The organism is Rothia sp. HMSC071C12, from assembly GCF_001813895.1.
In the GTDB taxonomy this organism is placed as follows: Bacteria; Actinomycetota; Actinomycetes; order Actinomycetales; family Micrococcaceae; genus Rothia; species Rothia mucilaginosa.
In genome coordinates, this window is the sequence record NZ_KV814343.1 from 1 (window position 1) to 20354 (window position 20354).

The window sequence follows — 20354 nt, forward strand, 5'->3', positions numbered from 1 at the left end:
GGAAACTCAAACTTCTTGAAACGCTTCATATCCACGCTGGCAAAGCTAGATTGCGTAGTATTCGAAAGGCACCAACGATCCAGAACAAACGAATAGTAGTAGAGGAATTTAGGCAACAGAAGGCTCTTGAACTCTTCCTTAGGGGTCAGAACAGTGAACCTCTGATTGCACAGAAAATCTACGTTGATTAGCGCATGCTCACCAATCGTTGCAGAAGTTGCCACGATGATTGAACCAGTGGGGAACATGCCACCCTTTTTCAAAGCACTTTCATGAACGGACTGCATGGCTTCTGATAGGACTCCGCCATTTTCACGGATGTCTTCCATGCGGAACCAGGGAACAGTTCCGTTCTCCCAATAGCTGCTATTGGACTTAGACGGGGTATAGCCGTTACGGGTAGTGAATAGCTCCTCAATGGGGTAGAAATCCACCCCATCCGGGCAGAGTTCAGCCACCAGGCGGTCAATATAATTCGTCGCGTCCGCCACGATTACTCGCCGCCTTCCAGGCGCGCCACAATAGCGTCAATCTCCACGCGCAACTGAGCCTGACGAGCCACAATACCCTCAATACGAGAATTCAACTCGACAATGTCCACGCGCTCACGCGTATCCTCCGGCTCAACCCAGCTCGACACCGCCAGGTTCGCCTCCTGCTCCAGCAGCTTCTCCACCGGAATCAGCGCTGAGAAATGCTCACGCTCCTCACGAGTTGCCAGCACTTCCAGGATCTTCTCACGGTGTGACTGGCCCAGAATGTTCTGGTTCTTACCCTTATCGAAGAGCTGCGAAGCGTCTACGAATAGCACCGAATGGTCCTTGCGGCGGCCCTTCTTCAGTACCAGAATGCAGGTTGCGATGCTGGTGCCGTAGAACAGGTTGGCAGGCAGCTGAATTACAGCGTCCACCCTGTTCTCTATCAGCAGGTACTCACGAATCTTACGTTCCGCACCGCCACGGTACAGCACACCGGGGAACTCAACGATAGCGGCCGTACCTGCCTCGTCGAGGGATTTGAGCATATGCATCGTGAACGCTAGGTCAGCCTTCGACTTCGGTGCCAGCACGGATGCAGGAGCGTAACGCTCATCGTGAATCAGGGTCGGGTCATCATCACCCTTCCACTTCGTCGAATACGGAGGGTTAGACACAATTGCGCCAAAGGGCTCTACAAACTTAGGGTTTTTGCCGTTACGGTGCTTCGGATCAATCAGAGTATCACCGTGCGCAATACTGAAATCATCCACCGGCACACCGTGCAGCATCATATTCATGCGGCACAGGTTGTAGGTGGTCAGGTTAATCTCCTGGCCGACAAAACACAGGCCCTTCGAGTTCTTACCCAGCTCACGCTTAAACTTCAACAGCAGCGAACCTGAACCACATGCAGGGTCATACACGGTACGAATCTTCTCAGCGTCGCGGCCGTCCATGGCAATCTTCGCCAGAAGCTCCGAAACCTCCTGCGGAGTGTAGTACTCGCCGCCGCTCTTACCCGCATTCGCCGCGTACATGCCCATCAGGTACTCGTAGGCGTCACCGAAGGCATCGTTCTCGCTGTCCTCGTAGTCCTTACCCAGGTTCATATCTGCTACAGCGTCCATGAGCTTGAGCAGGTTCTCGTGACGAGCTGCCGGGCTGACGCCCAGCTTGTTTGAGTCCAGTACAAAGTCATCGAAAAGGCCCTTCACGTTGCCCTCAGACTCGGTGTCGCGTGCCGACTCTTCAAACGCCTTGAATACGTTCGCCAGGGTCTCGTTCAGGTTCTGGTCCTGGCGAGCCTTCGCGTGCACATTTGAGAACAGCTGTGAGGGCAGTAGGAAGAAGCCACGCTCATCAACAATTATCTTCTTCACCTCATAGGTGAACGGTTCATCGGAGGTCTGAGCGAAGGGCTCCTCCATCACAAAATTTTTATCGATAAAACGTGCCTGGCTCTCCGAGAGATAACGATAGAAGAGCATGCCCAGCACGTACTGCTTAAAGTCCCAGCCGTCTACCGAGCCGCGCAAATCATTAGCGATACGCCAAATCGTAGAGTGCAGCTGCGCACGCTCAGCGTTGCGGTTACGGTGCTCGTCAGTAGTAGCGGAAGAATCCGTAGACTGCGTCGTCATGGGGGCGGTTAACCTCTCAAGTAGTTATCGTCTCTCCAGGCGAAGAAACATCAATAGTTCGGGACCCCATACGGGACCCTGTTGTACATGTGTGCCATCACGGGTTTAGATGCCTTACTCGGTGGGAGCGTTCCCAGCTTCCACAAGCCGTTTCGTACCCGGCGGCATGAACTCTTTCAGTATAGGGGTTTGCTCCACATGCCCTGTTCCAAATGGTCGTTCACTCTCCCCGGTACTTGTCTGCGGTTAGAAGAACAGCGGTACGACCAACACCCTGCAGAAGCAATAATTTTCGTTGTTGCTGTGTGTGATGGTTTTCCTCAGATACAAAGGGTGGTGGCCCCTAGATTGGGGTCACCGCCCTTTGCTGTTCATGATGCGGTACTAGTAGCTGTAAACCTGCGGGCCGTTCTTGACGTAATAATCCACCATCTCCGGAACCAACGTAGGGTCCTCAACCTGGTACGATGCCACCGCAACCGCATCACTATTTACAACCCACCAGTCATCAGGCAGCGAGTCAATCCAGGCTTCCCAATCCTTAGTACGCCAGCTGCAGAGACGATCTTCGTACGTCTCGAAGCTACCCCCACCCAAAGATTCCGGGAACGATGACAAATCTAGTACAGGGTCCTGCACGTAGCCCTCCGGGCGGCCTTCATCCCAGCACTTAACGCACTGACGCCAGTTCTTCTTCGTAATGATGAAGGGTTCCTCACCATCAGGGCCGAACTGTTCCAAGCCGCGTACGTATGAGGAGGCCTCAACACGCTTCCAGAAGGTCGGCACGTCAATCTCACCGCGCGTGAGCAGATCAGCCAGGAACTCAATACGGTCATGCTTCGGAGCAAACGCACCGTAGGGCAGGTCATCACCATAGGTCAGCAAATGACCAGCAAGGTAGTCATCCATGTTGATGGTCTCCCAGGAGAAGCCGTTGATTTCTCCAATCTGGCCTGCATCCAGGCAACGGTACCACTCGTTGTGATAGACGTACATGAGTAGCTCAGCTGAAGCACGTTCACCCTGACGGGTAAAGCGGTCTACCAGGCCAGCACGCACGTACTTCTCCTGCTCCTCGTTCAGATGGTACTGGCCGCCCTTGCGGCGGAAGCCCAGCTTCTTGGTCTCGGTGCCTTTCTTCAATAGCATCTTGTGAACCTTGACGGCATGCTCAATCGTTTCCTGGTTCAAAGGCATGACGTCCACCAGATGAGTCAGCGTCTCATAGGGAGTGACGATATTGAGCTTACGCAGGACCTCTTCGCAGGCTGATGGTGCAGTCGGGTACATATCTTCCTTGATGAAAAGGAGCTTTTCATCAAGGGGCATAACCGGAACTTGTTCGCTGAGGATTTTGGCGTAGTGGACAGCAGAAACATCATCCGGATCCTCAGCCGCTTCTTCTAGTGCCCACTGCAAATGCTGGTTAACGTAGTCATCGATGTTGTAGCGTTCCTTCCAGAAACGTTCAAGAGCTTCGCAACGCTTCTGATTAATCTGCCAGCGTTCTTCCTCCAGCTTTTCGTAGTAGTCCTGATCATGCAGGATCTTCTGCTGCTCTTCAGGAGTGAGGCTATTCCAGTATGCTTCTTCAGCGATGCGGTCCTGCTCATCCTCATCCGGGGCAGGCTGCTGCGGCAGACGGAGTGCACCAGGGTTGTCGTACTGGCCGGTACCAAAGGCATCCAGGGTGATGGCGCCGTGTTCCTTTTCACGCAGCGGGTGGTCGCAGTTCAGCCATGCACGTGCCTCACCGAGATTGATGGGCTTGGTCAAGCGGTACAGGCGTACTTCCTGGTTGAGGTCGTACAGGTGCAGCTTCTGCTGCTTGAAGGCTTCACGGGCTTCTTGTTCGTTCAAGTAGGTGAACATGTAGTCGCCGCATTCTTGCCAGTAGGGTGCGTCCAGGCGGGGGTCATCCCAGACGAGGACCTTGCCGTCCTTGCGCTTATAGGTGGGGCGGCCTGCAGGTGGGTTGTTGACTTCTTTGCGGCCTCGGTTGGTGTGTACGAGGTAGCCGTAGACGCCGGGTTCGTTTTCGAGTTCGGTGTCGAGGGTGATGCGGTCTCGTTTCTCAGGACCAGGAACGACCCAGTGCTTCTCGTCGTTGAAGTAGGCGATTTCCTCATCGGTCATGTTGTCGAAGAGGGATGCGTCGAAGAGCATGCGCGGGTCGGTGAAGGAGCGGCCGGGTGCCTCGTCACCGAAAGCGTTCATGACGGTGATTGGGAGGTCCTTGGGCATGCCCTGGCGGCGCCACTTGAGAGGATGGATGCTCAGGTCCTTCTCCCAGGGGGTTTCACCGGTAACACCGGGGGCGCGGGTGTGCATAAGTTCGGCGGAGAGGTCCTTGCCGTTGACGACGACGCGGTTTTCCTTCTCCAGAGTTTCATACGCATAGCGAGCGCGGGCGTTGCGTTCTGCGTGGTACTTCTTCTGGTAGGCCTTGTAGTTGGCTTCGGATTGGGGGCTGCGTGCCATGGTGGTGGTTCCTTTCTGTAGTGGGGTTTTGTTGTGGTTCTACTGTAGGGGTTTGGGGGTGGTGGGGTGTAGTTTTTGCGTGTTTGTCCCTTTGCTAAATTGTTATTTCTTGTCGGTGTTGGTCATGGTGGCGTACTGGCCGGGGCTGAGGTGGATGGTCTGATTTTGGGGGTTTTTGATGGCGACCATGTTGGGGATGTTTGAGGGTTCTTTGGTGTAGCCTTTGGCGAGTTTGCCGTTTTTCTTGAATTCGATGGTAATGCTTTCTTTTCGGCCTCCCTTGAGGGTGTGGGTTGCTGTATAGGTGTAGTTTCCTTTGGTGGTGGGGCGTCGGGTGGGGTCTACGCGGGTGCTGTAGGTGAGGTTGCCGGTTTGTTGTTGGAGTTTGGTCAGGTGGTTGTTGGATGCGTTGAGGGTTTTTTCTCGTCGGGTTGCGGCTGCTTTTCCTATGTTGATTTGTGCCATTTTGCGTTCGACGCGTGCGATGTTGCGTTCGGCGCGGTCCATGCCGCCGCCGAAGGAGCGCTTTTCGCGGCGGGTTTTGGGTTGGAGGCGTTCGTCTAGTTTTTCGAGGTTTGCTTTTGCTTCGCGCTCTACTTTTTCACGGTCTGCTTTCTTGCTTGCTCCGAATTGCTGCTCGGCGTAGTTGTTGACGGATTGGGTGCGGGCGTTCATGACTAGGTTGGTGATGAGAGCGTCCTGGTTGGTCAGAACTTTTTTGATGTCATTTTTGGCGCCAGAGATGCTGTTGAAGCTGGTGTGGGCGTTGCTGTCTTGGACGAGTTGGCGGGTGAAGTTGTTGTGTTTTTGTCCTTTGTGGGTGGTGTTGATGAGTCTGTTGAAGGAGGTGCCGGTTGTGTACATTCCTTCGTCGTTTTGGTTGTTGTGTTCGGCGATTGCTTCGACGTTGGCTTCGTAGGTTGCTTTGTGTTCGGCGAGTTCTTCGTCGGTGAGTTCGTTGACTTCCTGGTAGTGCTCCCAGTCAGTCTTGCGGAGACGGCCGCCGTCTCGTGCGGTATCGGCGGTGTCGCGGGTTACCGGGCGGTGTTCAGCGACCGCGCCGACGCCGTAGTAGCCGTCGTGTGCGGTTGAGTTGGGGATGAGGGTGCCGAGGTTTTGTCCCTTGTAGTGGACGGTGTATTCGACGGTGTAGCTGGAGGAGTTCTTCTTTTTTTGGATGATGCGTGCTTGTAGGTCGACGTGGACGCGTTCGCCGGTGGGTAGCTCAATACGTACTTTTCGGGTGATGGTTGCTTCGCGGTAGATTTTGGGGTCGGAGGATTTTTTGAGTTTGTCGTCAAATCCGTGCAGGGTGATGGTGCCGTCGGGGCAGGCGCGGTCCCAGGTGTTCAGGTCGATGTCTTCGAGGTCTTCTTCGGTGTAGGTGGCTTCGCTGAAGATGCCTCGTTCGAGGGCGTTTTCGTTGCGGCGGGCGGCAAGTTCGGAGGCGAGTTTTGCCTGCTGCCAGCGGTGGTTTCCGTCTACGGCTTGTTTCTCAAGCTGGTTGAGGTTTGCGGTGGCGTTGGCGAGGCAGGTTTCGGCGTATTTGTCGTTGGGGTGTTCGTCGCTGTACTTTTGGGCTTCTTCGAAAGCTGCGCGAGCTTTGACGATTTCGTCTCCCAAGTGCTTTTTGCGGGCTTTGGGGGACATGTAGAACATGCGCTGAGCGGCCTGGTAGTTTTGGAAGGCTATTTGGAGCTTGAGACGGTCTTCGTCGGTGAGGGTGCCGTCTGCGGCTTTCTTATCTGCTTCTTCGAGAAGCTCAAAGTACTTTTCCTTCGCGGCGTCGTAGATGGGTTCGTAGTGGGTGAAGCAGCGGGGGCCGGGTTTCCAGTCGCACATGGTGGGGTTTCCTTGGGGTAGTGGTTGGTCTCTTATGCCTGGTGGCAGGTATCTACTGTTATGAAGGCACCAGGGGGTGGGGTGGAAACCTCACGGGGTGGTGATTTTTTTGTGGGGGTGTCCCTGAGGGACATCTTTGGGGGGTGTTTTGGGGTAGTGTTATGCCCCCTAAGAGCCAAGGGGTTCTTTGGGGGCGTTGAAACGGGTTGAGATGAAGTTAGAAGAAGAGTGTGCGTAATGGCATGAAGAGTAGCACCAGGAGGGCTGCGGTGATGAGGAAGGGGCCCATGGGGATGGTTTTTTCTCCCCTACGGTGGGCAATGAACGCTACGGGTAGGGCGAGGATGTGCCCGAGGAATAAGGAGATGAAAGCAGCTTCAAATCCGTAGTAGGCGGTTGCGGCGGTTAGTCCTGCTAGAAGTTTCACGTCGCCTAGGCCTAGGGGTGCGAAGAGGGCGATGATGAAGAGGATGCCGGTGATGATGCCGGTGGTGATGAGCATGGTGGCGCCGTGGGTGGTAGCGCCCTGTGATGGTTCACCGGTGAGGTTGCGGATCGGGTCGGTGGCCAACAGTCCGGTGGCCAAGCCTGCCTGTGCAACCGCCAGCGGGTAGGTGTAGGCGTTCGGCAGTAGCTTGTGCCGCATGTCCCAGGACATGAGGGGATACGCGTAGTAGAAGATGGTGAGGATCAGCAGCCACGGCATCACCTGTTGCCATAGTCCGGTGACTCCCAGGATGAGGGAGACGGTGAAGCTGATGGATCCGGCACGGTAGAGCACGCCCTTGGCGATGGGCGGGGTGCCGGGGGTGGTGCCGTGGCTGCTGGTCACAGTCATCTAATGTTTCTTCTTTCGGGGTTAGGCGGCCAGGTTCAAAACCTTGGCTGCTTCCTCGGTCGGTTCTGCATCCCAGCAGTCAAGGTATTCCAGGAACTGGGTCTTGAGCTCTTCTGCTTTCTGGGCGTTGTTGGTCAGGATTTCCTCGTGGATTTCTGCCGTCCAGAAGGCGTCTTGGGTGCTGTCGATCATGCGGGCGGCGCGGGCAACCTGAAGGATCAGGCGGTGGTCTTGTGCCGTGCGGGCACGATCGAGCAGTTCGTAGGCGACGTCGATGATGCGGTCACGCATGTATTCGCGGTCGTTTTCAGCCCACGCATAGTGCGTGCTCTTGCCGCTCAGAGGGACGCCACGGACCAGGCTGAAAGCAGCTAGCAGGTATGAGGTGGGCTGCTCGGACAGGTCCTCGCCGGTGAGTGCCTGGAACAGGTTCCAGTCGGAGTTGATCAGTTCAGAGAGGGTGTACTGGCCTGATACTGCACGCGGCAGGTACTGCTGGTGGTCCTTGCTGGAGCCAAGCCACTGGCGGACTTTACCGGTGAGCTGGTTACGACGTGAGACGGCCTTGGTGGAGCTGTGGTGCTCTCCAGGCCAGAATGCGTTGTGGTAGCTTTCGGTGGTCATTCCAGGGTGCAGATGCAGGTATGCGGCGACGGAGGCGTAGCGGTCCATCAGCACCGTAGAAGGCTCATTCGTTCCCTTGGTGCGAGGTACCGGGCCGTTGGCGTTGAGCAAACGTACCGGGCCCAGCATCGCCAGGAAGGGGTGCTCCAGATTGGTTTTGGCATCGTGGGTGAGGTTGTTGCCGTCCTTGACCAAAGCATCGTAAACGCCGGTGTCGCCGAAGAGGTGGGCGAAGACCTGCAGGGTGTCGGCGCGTAGCTCTTCAGGGGTCATTCCGTCTTCGTAGCTGGCAGGTGCGAGCGCCTGGGGCACGGTCGTTTCGGATACGGGTTCCTCGGATACAGCCGTTTCGGGTGTAGCCGTTTCGGGGGTGGTTTCTTCCAGCTCGTGGGTGGGTGCGGCAGTGTCGATTCCGTAGGCGGTGTCGATGCCGTAGGGGGTTGCGGTGTCGATACCGTAGGCAGTGTCGATCCCGTAGGCGGTATCAATGCCGTAGGCGGTATCGATTCCGTAGCTGGGGGCCTGTTCCGGTTCGGTGGTGTCGGTGACGGGCTGGGTGTCCGTAGCCTCCACTGCTTCGGTGGTGTCTGCAGGTGCTGCAGCCTCTGCTGCTTCGGTGGTGTGTTCCGGGGCGGGCGTCGAAACGTCAAAGCTCTGAGCGTCAAAACCCTGAGCTTCAATCATCTGCTTCTCGATAGCAGAATCGGCAACAACGGTAGCAGGTGCGGGAAAGTGCAGGACTTCTGCCGGTGCCGGGGTCGGGTCCGCAGAGGCCTCAGCAAGCAGCGTCAAAATGGCCTCTTCTTCCTCTTCGGTCAGGTAACGCGGCACGACAACGATTCCCATCGGGGACAGCTCAACCATGGTGTCTGAGAGGTTGCCGTGGGGGGTGCGGACGATATTGAGGCCGTAGCGGCTGGTGTCTTCGTCGGTGTCGTTGTGGGAGATGATGGCGATAGCGACGTTGGGCATGGTGCGTACCAGTTCGAGCAGGTCGAAGCGTGCCATGTCGTCGATGGTGTCGGAGACGATGACGATGTGGGCGGGGAAGGAGTCGGCTCCTGCCATGCGTGCTTCGTGGACGGAGGTGTATCCTGCAGTGTTCAGGTAGTTCTTGAGCTGGTTTGCTTCGGCGGTGAGGTCGTTGAGGCAGGCTTCGGTCTGCTCGGTGGTGTAGGTGGTGACTCGGTCAGCAGATAGTGCGGTGAGGAAGGAGTCGTCGACGCCGAGCAGGCTCAGGTGTAGGCCTTCTGCCCAGGGGTTGAGTAGTAGTTCGGCTGCGATGGAGCCGAGCATCTGGCTGATGGTGTTGGTGGCGGTCTTCTCCTGTAGGGGGTCGTGTAGTTGGAGGGAGCCTGCGTGTTCGAGGTTGAGCATTAGGGCTGCGCCTTCGCGGTCATCGCCGATGGTGATCAGGGCAGGGTAGGGTGCGGGTAGATCCAGCGGTTCTTCGATCTCCATGGAGGTTAGAGGTAGGGTCCATAGGTTGGCGTCGCTGGTGCTCTGGAAGGGTGCGGGCAGGTTGGTGTCTTGTTCGAAGTAGAGGTTGGCCTCGGTGGTGTTGAGGGTGAGGTACTTCAGGACGGGGACGGGGGTTGCGTTGTTGTGGCAGTGGAGGGCTAGCAGGCGTAGGCCGTGGTCGAGGGCGGCTAGGGGTGCGGTGGCGGCTTCTGCTTCGAGGTGGGTGAGGGTGGTGGCGGCTTCGGTGCTGATGGGGCGGCTTTGGCCTCGGGTGCGGCGGCGGCGCTGGTGCCAGCGGCGGGCTGCGAAGGTTGCGAGAAGGCCTGCTGCTAGGAGGGCTCCGCCGGTGAGGGGCAGGTTGTAGTTGTTTTCTTCGTCTTCGGTGGTGGCGGTGTTGTGGGTGCTGCCGGCGGTTTCGACGTTGTGGGTCTGCGCGCCGGTGTTGTTCTTGTCGGTTTCGTTTGCCTGTTCAGTGGTGTCGGTCTTGTTGGTGGTGGCGGTCTTGTTGGTGGTGTCGTTGGCGATGGTGCCGCCGGGGATGGCGGCGTTGTTCTCCTGCTGGGTGGGGGCAGTGGAGCCGGTAGCAGGGTTCTGTGCCGTTGCTGCGGTGGACGCAGTAGCGGAGGCGGCAGAAGGTGCTGCCGGGGTTGCGGAGGTAGGTGCGGTGGTGTGCTGTGCCTTGGGGGCTCCGTGTGCGCTGGAGGAGCCGATGCTTGCGGCAGCTTCATCGGCGGAAACAGCGGCAGAGGACGCGGCAGAAGGTGCAGTAGATGCTGCGGTGGAAGCACCAGCAGCAGCGGAGGCCGCAGAAGCAGCCGGGGTAGCCGATGCGGAGGCGGCAGCAGAAGACGCCTGAGCAGACGGTGCCTGAGCAGCAGCGGCAGAAGAGCCTGCAGCTGCTGAAGAAGCGGCAGAGGATGCAGGCGCGCCAGAAGAACCCGCGCCATTATGAGCGGCCGGGGTGGAGGCAGCAGCCGGGGTACCGGGCATGGTGAATTCCCAACCCGGCTGAATCAGATCAGCATCCTGGATGGTGGTGCCATCAGGCTGGGTGGTCGTAGAGGCTGCGCCTGCAATGTAGTGGTAGGCTTCCATGTCGCCGTAGTTTTCAAGGGCGATTTCGGAGAGAGTGTCACCGGGCTTAATCGTCACGGTGCCGGTGCCTGCAACCGGCTGCGGGACCTTAGCGTCCTGCGGCAAGGTCAGCACCCATCCGTCGTGCAGCCACTGGTCCGAGGACAGCAATGCTGCCCCGTCCTTCTGCACAACACCCTGGTTCAGGGCGAAAATCTCGACGTAACGGCTACCATCGCCGAGCGTGGTTTCAGCGATATCCCACAGCGTCTGGTTACCGTTGACCATGTAGGACGGGCCCTTCTGAGAGGCCTGTACCTTCTCCGCAGCCGAAGGGGCACCATAATCAGCCTGCACCGTGGCAGGAGCAGAGACAGTCTGGGTCGGGGTAGGCGGCACACCGGCAGAGCCACCGGACTCAACAGCAGTAGCGGTAGAGATACCTGCGGTAGAGGCCAAGATCATGCCGATTAGCACGGCGGCAACGTTCTGCTGCATACGCAGTACGCTCGGCAGTTTCACCGAATCGCCACGGCGCACCTGAACGACCGCTTCAACCACCAGGGGGATGACCAGCGACGCCCATCCGACCCAGGCGATGATTGGGATAAAGACGTGAAGGAGGAAAGCCAACGCCCCATCAACGGAGGCGATGACACCACCGACCATATCCAACGACGCAAAGGGGTTGCCGGAGACAGTGATCAACAGCGCCGGGATTCCAAGGATGATGAAGAGCACGGCTATCAGGGAGAAGACCCTGAGAATCTGAGTTTTCACGGAATAAAACCCCTTTGTTGTTTTGCGTGTGGTCGGTATGGTCGGTGGTGAATGCGCCTTTAGCGCAGGGCCTCTTCGGAAGGGCCCTGCGCTTGGCGGGTAATCGTCATAGCAGGAAGGAACGGCGGAGCAGCTGATGCTGTTCCGGTCACAGTGACCGTCGTCTGGTCCCTATCCCGCTGAACCTCAACACGTGCGTCCTTCAAAGCAGAGGTCACGTTGAGGCGATGCTGGGCTTGTTCTACCCCGTCTTCTGAGGTTCCGCCAATGACACGGGCCGCGTAATAGCCCGAATCAGCAGCGTTTTGAGCCTCAGCGTTAGCGGTAAAGAAAACACCCAACTGGGCTATTGCGGCAAGCAGTAACATCACGATGGGAATGTAGATGAGCATCTCAATGGTGTAGGACCCAGTTTCTGAGAGGCCACCATCGCGTGCTAGGCGAACCCGTCGTTTCATATCTGCTGTCTTCTATGGTTTAGAACGGCAGAGTCAGCTTGGGCAGCAGGCCACCTACGAAGGTGTTGAGTGCACTGTAGACCAGGGCGATGATGGCCAGGATGGCGATGGCCCAAATCAGAATTTCGATGGTTTCCATGCCGGACTCACGCTTGGCGTCCAGTCGAGCATTCATCTTGTCGTAAGCGCCTGAAATGTAGAGGCAGAGGTTGGTGTACAGCGCAGTCATGAGCTGATTTTTCCTTTCAGTTATCGGTGTGGTGTGATGTGCTCTCAACGCCACAGCCTTCATATCTTTATGAAGGCACCTGCCACAGCGGCAAAAGCGTCATGAAGTAGGGCACATTTTCAATATTCTAAGGCTCCAACGAAGAACCCTAAGAATCCTTAGTAGCAGATACATCTATGACACGCGCCTTTTTGACCAGGCGTTTAATGTCCTCAGCCGGGACCTCAAGGCCCATGCTGGCAATGTACTGCTGAAGATTTTCAGCCAGAAGTTCCTGCGAGGGCGGACGCATCTGATGGCGGTCAAGATAAATCCTCAACGCTGTTGCAAAATAACGGCTACGCGAAATACCAAGCCTGTCAGCGCGATCTTGCACCACAGCCATCTGCTCCGGGGTAAAGCTAGGGGCGGTCGGTACAGTATGCAACGTACCTAGACGAACCTGGACCTCAGGCATCTGCGGAACCGTGCTCAGGTTGCGGCGATACGCGTCCAAGTAGTACCCGATTTCGTCCATGGATACTTCATCCACAGCCTTCAAATAGAGGTAACCCTGCTTATAGACAAACCCGGTTTCCTGCTGAACCGCCCAGCGGATACGAGGGATCAAATCCTTATCGATGGACAGGTTGTACTTCTTATTACGGGACTTTCCGCGTCCCTTGCTCACCGACCCGTCATAGGCGGCCAGCGGCGGTGACGGAGGGATCTGGGCTGCGGCGCGGTCCTCTCGTTCAGGCAATCCCTGAAGTCTGGTTTTAACATCAATGACCGGGCCCTGCTCCGAAACGTTCACCGGCTCATTCACAGCTGGCTCAACGGCAGGGATATCCTGCGTCTGAGCAGCAGAGAGAGTAGGCAAGTTAAACACGCGGGTTCGCTTGTTCGGCGTGGTTGTCATCTGCTCTGTTCTCCTTGCTCTATTCGCTCAGGTACTTTTCCAGGGCAATCACGCGCTGGAAGAACTCAAACGTCACCTGCTGGTAGTCATCGACCACACCATCAATATTCGACGCGTGGAAATGCGGTAGCGGCTCAGTGCTCTCTTCTTCAACCTTGCCCTTACGGCCTAGCTGCTTCAGACGCGCCAGCGTGGATTCACGCACGTCATCGCTCATCTCGTGCATGACCTTACCTTCACGACGGGCGTCAACTGCTGCACCTTCAGCAGTGCGGATTTTGTGCTCGAAGACCACATCATCGCGGCCGAAAATTTCGGCCAGATCAGCACGAGCCTGCGCGTCGATCTTCGTTGAACGTGCACCGGTACCAAACAGTACCGCGCCCACCAGCGTCAGCGTCGGGTTCAGCGGCTTAATAGCTTCAAAACGGTCAGCAGTAATATCCACACCCATTACTGATGAAGCATCCGGCTTGGTCGGGATGAGCACACCAGTTGAGGAGGCGAAAGCGCTTTCGACCAAAATGCCTTCGCTGGGAGGGGTATCGATGAGGATCAGGTCATAATCTCCAGCGATCTGCTCCAGGCAGTAGCAGAAAATGTCATGTAGCGTCGGTTCAGAGTACGTCGTGGAGTTAAGCGCAATGACCTGAACAACGTTGGTGATCCTCATGCCACCAGGGACAACGTCCAGGTTCTTACGCACGTTCTTGATGACCGGCAGGGCGGTACGCTTGTGCAGGGCCTCGGCTAGTGCCTCGCCGCCATCGGCGTGCTCTCCATAGCCGAGATCTTCGGCAAGGTTAGCCTGCGGGTCAAGGTCTACCAGGAGGATGCGGTACCCAGCTTCAGCTGCGATAGCACCAATATTGGCGGTCAAACTGGTCTTACCCGTGCCGCCCTTACCGTTGCTGATGGTATAAACACGGCGCAGACCGTGGGCATATCCACGATGCAGCTTCTTGTTACTAGTGCGACGACGCAAACGAGGTTCAGGGGCGGTCATGCTATCTCCTTGGGTGTGGCTTCCCGTGCGGGAAATTGGCTCCATACCATAAAGGTACACATAAACTTGAACATGTGCAATGTTATAAGAAATATGTTGTCAGCTATGCTATTCTGCAACATAGAGAACACCAACCACACCCCCACAAGGAGACGCCATGGCGCTTTCACCCTTTGGCAAAAAAGACCGACTCATCACCCCCACCGACGAATCCACCGAACAATACGAATACCTCTCCCCCATCCAGACCAAAGCGAAGACTCGCCGAATCATGGTTCTTGGCGCAACGCTCACCGCTGTAGGTATCGTCGGCTCCTACGCACTGGCAACCAATAACGCCCCGGAACAGATCGTGACCGTCACCCAGGACATCCCTCGCGGCGCAGTCATTGAAGAATCACAGCTGGGCACCATGAACGTTCTGAACCCTCCGGCTCAGGCCGTACCCTACAAGAAGCGCTCTGAATTGGTGGGTAAGAAGGCTACCAAGGACATCTCTTCCGGACAGGTGCTTCTGAGCAGCAACGCCGCCCCCAACCTGCCCAGTGCCGAGCAGGGTCAGGAGATTGTTGGTCTTCAGCTACCCTCCTCCAACATCCCGGTCCGCCCGCTCAAGGCCGGTGACCGCGTCATCCTCATTCCGACCAACACCGGCGCCAACAAGGATTCTGCCAACGTAGAAGCTGCCGTCACCGGCACCGTCGATACGGTCACCACGGTCAACGGGGATACAAAGATTGACGTCGTGGTCCCTGAAGGCACCTCCAAGAAGTCCGCTTTCATGGATGCCGTTGTGCAGAAGAAGGTTGCCGTGCTAATTGAGGGAGCACAGTAAGTCATGGCAATCATTGCGCATTTCTCGACCCACGGCGCCCCCGGCGTCACAATGTCAACCGTCGCTCTAGCTCTTCAGTGGCCGCGCCCTGTGGTGCTGGTCGAAGCTGATACGGCCTCCCCGTCTGCAGTGATGGCTGGGTTCATGCGAGGCAACGTCGTCTACGACCGCAACATGACCGAGCTGGCTAAAGACTTCGACACCTTCGGCATGAACTCAAAAACGTTCTTTGACCAGCTCATCCCCCTGGCACAGGACCCTGCCCGGTTTGCTCAAGATCAGCGGTACCGCAAGCACCTTTTGCCTGCCTTCCCCTCCCCTCGCGCAGCAACCGGCCATAAGAGTTTCTGGAACAATCTGCTCATTGCAGCCCGCTCTTTCGAGAAGGCCACCGGCTATGACGTGTTCTTCGACATGGGCCGTATTACCACCCGTGAACTGGACCGCATGATCCTCATTACCGGCGCTGACCTAGCAGTCACCCACCTTTCAGCAACGTTTATTGACGCATGGGCAGCCCAAGAGAACGTGAGCCGAATCCACCAGATGCTAGAACAACAGGGCCACCCTGACGGGCTGTGCTCTGTCTTCCATCAAAGCCCTGCCGTGAACTTCCCGGCCAACGAATTGGCTCCCTTGATTCCCTCAGCTCCAGTTCTCACCGTACTGCCCTACAGCCCCGATGCCGCCTCAATCTTCAGCCATGGCGCCGACATCCCCACCTCCGCCAAGAAGCTGGATAAGAAGCTCAGCATCTACCACAAGGCAATTTCTTCCTATAGCGCCAAACTTCAGACCCGTCTGAACCTTGAGGCCGAAAACCTGAACATCGCCTCCCGATAAATACCCACTTCCTTCGCTCACCATGAGCGCAATTGACGAAAGAGATACCCGCCGATGAGTGCACCTCAGAATTCTCCGCTGATGAGCATCATGAATTCTCCCCTGCTGCGCCAACGCCTCCAGCAGAGCACTGAACAGGCCACCGACAACGCCCCCACCACCGCAACGAGCACCCCCTCTGCTTCCGGCTCGGTCACGGTGGAAGTAGCCCCGTACGGTTTTGACCCACTTGGCCCTACTCCCCCAATGGTTCCGGTCACCCCGGTCACCGCAACCCCCACCCCTTCTGCTACCAGCACCATTACCCCTACTGTTACCGTCAACTCACCGGCCACCGCAACCACCGCAAGTGCGAGCGCATCAGCTACTGCTGCGGTGGTGCCGCCGTCATCCTCAGATGAACCGGTCATCCCTGCGCACCTGCTGCAGATGTGGAGTGATGTTGAGACGATTCAGGAGCAGGTCTCAAACCGTCTGTCTCTTGAAGAGGAGCAGATGAGTGAACTGAGTGTTCAGGAGCAGCAGGCTAAGACCCGTTCTATGATTGCTCAGGCTTTGAACGCCTACATTACTGCGCTGGTGGATGTTGATGGTGACCGTGATCGTTGGACGAATGCTTATGTGCAGAGGGTTCAGCAGCAGGTCTATGATCTGCTGTATCGTTTGGGTCGTTTTCAGGCGCTGATTGATATGCCTGAGGTGGAGAATATCCATGTTGCCGGGTGTGATCAGGTGTTTTTGAAGTTCTCTGATGGTCGTACGGAGCGTGCTGAGCCGATTGCTGCTACGGATGCTGAGCTGATGCAGATGATTCAGAATATTGCCTCGAATCAGGGTGATGCTTCTCGTCCGTTCTCTACGACGAATCCTGATTTGGATATGGATTTGATTAGCTATGTTCGTTTGGCGGCGATTGCGCCGCCGGTGGCGTCGCGTCCTTCGTTGGTGATGCGTATTCACCGGTATGTGAACATTACGTTGGAGCAGCTGGAGCAGTTGGGTACGTTGACTGCTCCGATGCGCAGGTTCCTTACTGCCGCTATTATGGCGCGTAAGTCGATTGTGATTGCTGGTGAGCCTGGTGATGGTAAGACGACGCTGATGCGTGCGTTGGCTTCCTGTATTGATCCGTGGGTGCAGGTGGTGACCATTGAGAAGGAACGTGAGCTTCATCTGAATCAGCAGCCGCACCGTGTGCTGCCGGTGATTGATTTGCAGTACCACCCCGGCAGTAGTGAACGTGATGCCTCAGGCCGCCGTATCGGCGAATATAGCCTGGAGCAGTGTGTGGAGAAGGCTCTGCGTTTGAACTCGGCGAACATCATGGTCGGTGAGGTGCGCGGTAGTGAAATTATTGCGCTGATTGAAGCGATGCAGATTAACGGTGGTACGTTCTGTACCCTGCACGCTCATGAACCGGATCAGGCTATTGACCGTCTGGTGGGTCTGGCTTTGGAGAAGGGTTTGACGCGTGAGTATGTGTCTGGTCAGGTGGCTGAGAACCTGGACTTTATCGTGCAGATGAAGAAGGTGAAGGACCCGGAGACCGGTAAGCCGCGTCGTGTGGTGACCCATATCTGTGAGGTTCTACCGGCTGAAGGTACCCGTCAGGCGACCACTCATAATATTTTCTCGCTCAAGAGCGGTCATCATGACGCGTCGTTTGATGAAGTGCCCTCGAGCCCGAAGATGCTACAAGATTTGAAGGATGCTGGCTGGGATTCTCCCACCGCATAGGCAGGAGCATACGATATGAACCCCATGATGTTGCCGGTGACGGTAGCGGTGGTGTGCATCGGCGTGACGCTGATGGTCTATGCCCGCTTTGTGTCTCGACATGGTCAGTGGAAGCCCGTTACGGCGCCGACCCGCCTGGATCAGATGATTTCTCATGCCCAGGGGCGGATTGGGGCGATGAATCAGAGGGCGCTGTTGCTTGCGGTAGCGGCCACGGTTGCTTACTGGGTGCTGACGCGGTGGATGTTGGCTTTGGTCATTGTTCCGGTGCTCATTATTATGGTCCCCAAGCTACTGTTGCCTAAGGATACCGGTGTGCAGAAGCTTGATGAGATTGTGGCGTGGCTAGGTATCCTTGCCGGTCGTATTAAGGGTGGTGCGCACCTGGAAAGTGCTATCAAGTCCTCCTATACGGCCGCTGGTGAGAACTTGAAGGTGCCTCTGCGTCGGTTGATTGCGCGTCTGAACGCTTCTTGGCCTACGGGTAAGTCGCTGGATGCTTTTGCGCAGGATTTGGCGGACCCGACCATTGACCGTGTCATCTTCTTGCTCAAGATTGCTGCCAGGGAGCGCGGTGATGGCCTGTCGACGGCTCTGGCGAACATCACGCAGCAAACCCGCAATGAGATTGAGGTGCGCCGTAAGGTGAATGCGACTCAGGGCTCAGCACGTCAAACAGTGCTGATGCTCAACATCATCATTTTCTCTGCTGTTCTGCTCATGGCTCCGCAGACTCCCATCTACCGCACTGCTGCCGGTCAGATTGTCTTCTTGGCCCTCTTTGCCGCCCTCATCGGCGTCATGGTGATCATCCGCCGTTCGGTGGCACCCCGCCCTGTCCCCCGCATCCTCGGTCACGTGACCTCAACCCACCCAGCACACACCCCGTCCCCTCACGGGGCCAAAAACCTGTCCCAGAAGAACCCGGCTACTGCCACCGTAGGAGGTGAGGGCCGATGATGCCGCTGATCATCATCTCAGGCGTCATCGCTGGTGTGGGCCTCACGTTGCTGCTCTCGCCGCTTCTGCCACGTCAGATGAGCGTCAAGTCCGCTATGACGAACCTCAGCGCTGACGCTAAGACGCTGCAGAAGCGTACCCAGAAGCTCAGCAGCGAAGAACGTATCGGCTCCTGGGTGATGGAACACCTACCCGAAACCAAGTACTTCGCCAAGCTCTTCACCGTCGATACCCAGAACCTGAACATTCTGGCCATTTCCGAAATCTCATACTGGTACCAGCGGTTCAACTGGGCACTCATCGGCGCCCTCATACCGGTAGGCATGGTGATGCTCAGCGCAATGAGCGGCCAATCCATCTCCCTACCTCTAATGATGATCTTCATCGGCGCCCTGTGCGGGTGGATGCTCTACAACAGCAGCATTGATTCACACGCAAAGAACGCCCGTGAAGAATTCTCCCGCGCTATCGCCACCTACCTAGAAGGCGTCGCCATGCGTCGAGCACAAGGAGCAAACACCTCCACCGCCGCCGCAAGCGCAGCAGAAGTATCAAACACCTGGGTATTCACCAGAATCAAAAACCGCATGACCATCGCGCACCATCAGGGCAAACAACCCTGGGACGCTCTCTACGATCTCGGTAAGGAGCTTCAGGTCAAGGAACTTTCCGAGCTGGCTTCAATCCTGAAGCAGGCTGGCGAAAACGACACCCAGATTTATGAGGCGTTGCGTAACCATGCTGAGCTCATCAACGGCCGTATCCTCAACGACCAGCACGAGAAGGCAAACGCCGCAACAGAACGTTTGAGCTTGTTCTTCCCCCTGGTGGCACTGGTAGCTATCGTGATGCTGCTATTCCCCATCATCATGTCGTTGACCACCCCCCTCTAAACCCCACTATCGGGGTCCGGCAGCACCTCACACCTCCCCTGCTTCCGGCAGGGGTGCGGCCTATGCGATAGCTTGATAGGTAAGTTCCCTTGCTGGCAACAGGACGGATTCAGACAGCTTACCCACAAGCATGGTGTGTCTCAAGCGTCAGAAGAGGCACCGCATAGGCCAGCAGAAGGGCCACACTATCCATAGTGGATAGTGTGGCCCTTCTACTTTCTCTTCTCTGCCCCTCACCCTACCGGCACAGAAGATCATCTGGCCACCTTCACCCCTGCCTTACCGCGTATTCCGCGCATGGCCGTTACGTAGCCACCTTAGACAGTACGTAAATCTATACCGGTCTGAGCACGAATAAACATGATGCTATTGAGCATCGACCGATAATCAGAACTCGTTGCCGGAACCGTAACACTCCTACCACGATAGGCCTCTCCCGAAATCCAGATACGCGGATGCCCAGAGCCTCCCCGAGTAATGGGAAACCCGATTCTCTTGCACCGCTTCAACAACTCTTTTGAACTGCTGGGCACCGATCCTCTGGTGCCGTTTTTACCATGCGCTACCTTAGCCATGATTCCACCTCTTTCAGCCAAAAAGTCCTGTAGTGTACCTCGCCGGTACACTTTCATCGTCCTTAAACTGAGAGCCTACCACCGAAGTTCTAGCCAAGATGTCCCACCGGTCATTCTGATAGGTGAGGACTCAAAAACTGCTACGATCCACACCCGTAACGACCACTACGAGAAGGCAAACACGGCAGATAATGCGCCTGAGCTTGCTCCTTCTAGTGATGAGATAGATGGTAGCTAGAGTGATCCTACTACTCACCGCCAGGACATCTTCACCCACCCCCTAGCAGCCAAGTACGGCACACGGAACCCACATAGGCCCTGGGGGCATCACCTCTGACTACAGCGAATCAGGCATACCCCAAAGACACCACCGGCAGCACCCAAAGAATAAACCTTCGCCTCACCCCCCCCGCGACGCACCGGGCTAGATGATGGCGCGCTCGCACTTGTATGCGAGCGCCCCCGATGTGGTGGTGCTGCAGCAGGGTGCTGTTGGGTATCTGGTGGGTTAGTCTTCGCTGTTGTGGTGGTTGGTGTAGTACCTAAAGGGCGTAGGTTAGGAAAATGATGAACAGGATGAGGGGGTAGATCATCTTCTTCATTGGTTGTTACTTCGTGTATTATGAATGTATCGGGTGCCTTGCACCCGGTGCTAGAGCTACTACTCTAGTACCGGGCTTGAGGCTTTTACCGCT

At 56.6% G+C, this 20354-nt stretch carries 15 protein-coding genes; 5 read left to right on the forward strand and 10 right to left on the reverse strand.

Annotation, left to right across the window (positions count from 1 at the left end):
• From HMPREF2942_RS00045 to HMPREF2942_RS00090, 10 genes are all read right to left on the reverse strand, one after another.
• The coding region (locus tag HMPREF2942_RS00045; protein ID WP_141755573.1) for a restriction endonuclease subunit S at positions 1 to 491 on the reverse strand (491 nt) is incomplete at its 3' end.
• A gap of 2 nt (positions 492 to 493) precedes the next feature.
• Positions 494 to 2119, reverse strand: a complete 1626-nt coding sequence (locus HMPREF2942_RS00050) for a type I restriction-modification system subunit M (protein ID WP_070687793.1) — start codon at positions 2117 to 2119, stop codon at positions 494 to 496.
• A gap of 384 nt (positions 2120 to 2503) precedes the next feature.
• Complete coding sequence (locus HMPREF2942_RS00055; RefSeq protein WP_070687796.1) at positions 2504 to 4603, reverse strand: hypothetical protein; 2100 nt, start codon at positions 4601 to 4603, stop codon at positions 2504 to 2506.
• 102 nt (positions 4604 to 4705) lie between these two features.
• On the reverse strand, positions 4706 to 6445 hold the full coding sequence (locus HMPREF2942_RS00060) for a hypothetical protein (RefSeq protein WP_070687799.1): 1740 nt from the start codon (positions 6443 to 6445) through the stop codon (positions 4706 to 4708).
• 217 nt (positions 6446 to 6662) lie between these two features.
• A complete protein-coding gene (locus tag HMPREF2942_RS00065) occupies positions 6663 to 7283 on the reverse strand; it encodes a prepilin peptidase (protein ID WP_070687805.1) in 621 nt (206 codons plus the stop codon).
• 21 nt (positions 7284 to 7304) lie between these two features.
• A complete protein-coding gene (locus tag HMPREF2942_RS00070) occupies positions 7305 to 11222 on the reverse strand; it encodes a hypothetical protein (RefSeq protein WP_070687808.1) in 3918 nt (1305 codons plus the stop codon).
• Between the two features lie 59 nt (positions 11223 to 11281).
• Positions 11282 to 11680, reverse strand: a complete 399-nt coding sequence (locus tag HMPREF2942_RS00075) for a TadE/TadG family type IV pilus assembly protein (RefSeq protein ID WP_070687811.1) — start codon at positions 11678 to 11680, stop codon at positions 11282 to 11284.
• A 19-nt stretch (positions 11681 to 11699) separates the two neighbouring features.
• Positions 11700 to 11909, reverse strand: coding sequence for a hypothetical protein (locus HMPREF2942_RS00080; RefSeq protein ID WP_070687814.1), 210 nt, complete (start codon positions 11907 to 11909; stop codon positions 11700 to 11702).
• 148 nt (positions 11910 to 12057) lie between these two features.
• Complete coding sequence (locus HMPREF2942_RS00085; RefSeq protein WP_070687816.1) at positions 12058 to 12810, reverse strand: hypothetical protein; 753 nt, start codon at positions 12808 to 12810, stop codon at positions 12058 to 12060.
• Positions 12811 to 12829: 19 nt separating this feature from the next.
• On the reverse strand, positions 12830 to 13816 hold the full coding sequence (locus HMPREF2942_RS00090; protein ID WP_168165836.1) for a ParA family protein: 987 nt from the start codon (positions 13814 to 13816) through the stop codon (positions 12830 to 12832).
• 157 nt (positions 13817 to 13973) lie between these two features.
• Here HMPREF2942_RS00090 and HMPREF2942_RS00095 point away from each other — a divergent pair, with 157 nt between their 5' ends.
• The 5 genes from HMPREF2942_RS00095 to HMPREF2942_RS00115 are packed head-to-tail and all read left to right on the forward strand — an operon-like array spanning position 13974 to position 19084.
• Positions 13974 to 14651: an SAF domain-containing protein gene (locus tag HMPREF2942_RS00095; RefSeq protein WP_070687818.1), complete on the forward strand. Its 678-nt coding sequence runs from the start codon at positions 13974 to 13976 to the stop codon at positions 14649 to 14651.
• A 3-nt stretch (positions 14652 to 14654) separates the two neighbouring features.
• Complete coding sequence (locus tag HMPREF2942_RS00100) at positions 14655 to 15494, forward strand: hypothetical protein (protein ID WP_070687819.1); 840 nt, start codon at positions 14655 to 14657, stop codon at positions 15492 to 15494.
• Between the two features lie 54 nt (positions 15495 to 15548).
• A complete protein-coding gene (locus tag HMPREF2942_RS00105) occupies positions 15549 to 17231 on the forward strand; it encodes a TadA family conjugal transfer-associated ATPase (protein WP_070687822.1) in 1683 nt (560 codons plus the stop codon).
• A gap of 15 nt (positions 17232 to 17246) precedes the next feature.
• Positions 17247 to 18191: a type II secretion system F family protein gene (locus HMPREF2942_RS00110; protein WP_070687825.1), complete on the forward strand. Its 945-nt coding sequence runs from the start codon at positions 17247 to 17249 to the stop codon at positions 18189 to 18191.
• Entirely contained in the window at positions 18188 to 19084 is an 897-nt protein-coding gene (locus tag HMPREF2942_RS00115; protein ID WP_070687829.1) for a hypothetical protein, read from the forward strand. The genes HMPREF2942_RS00110 and HMPREF2942_RS00115 overlap by 4 nt, the downstream gene beginning before the upstream one ends.
• Positions 19085 to 20354 lie beyond the last annotated feature (1270 nt).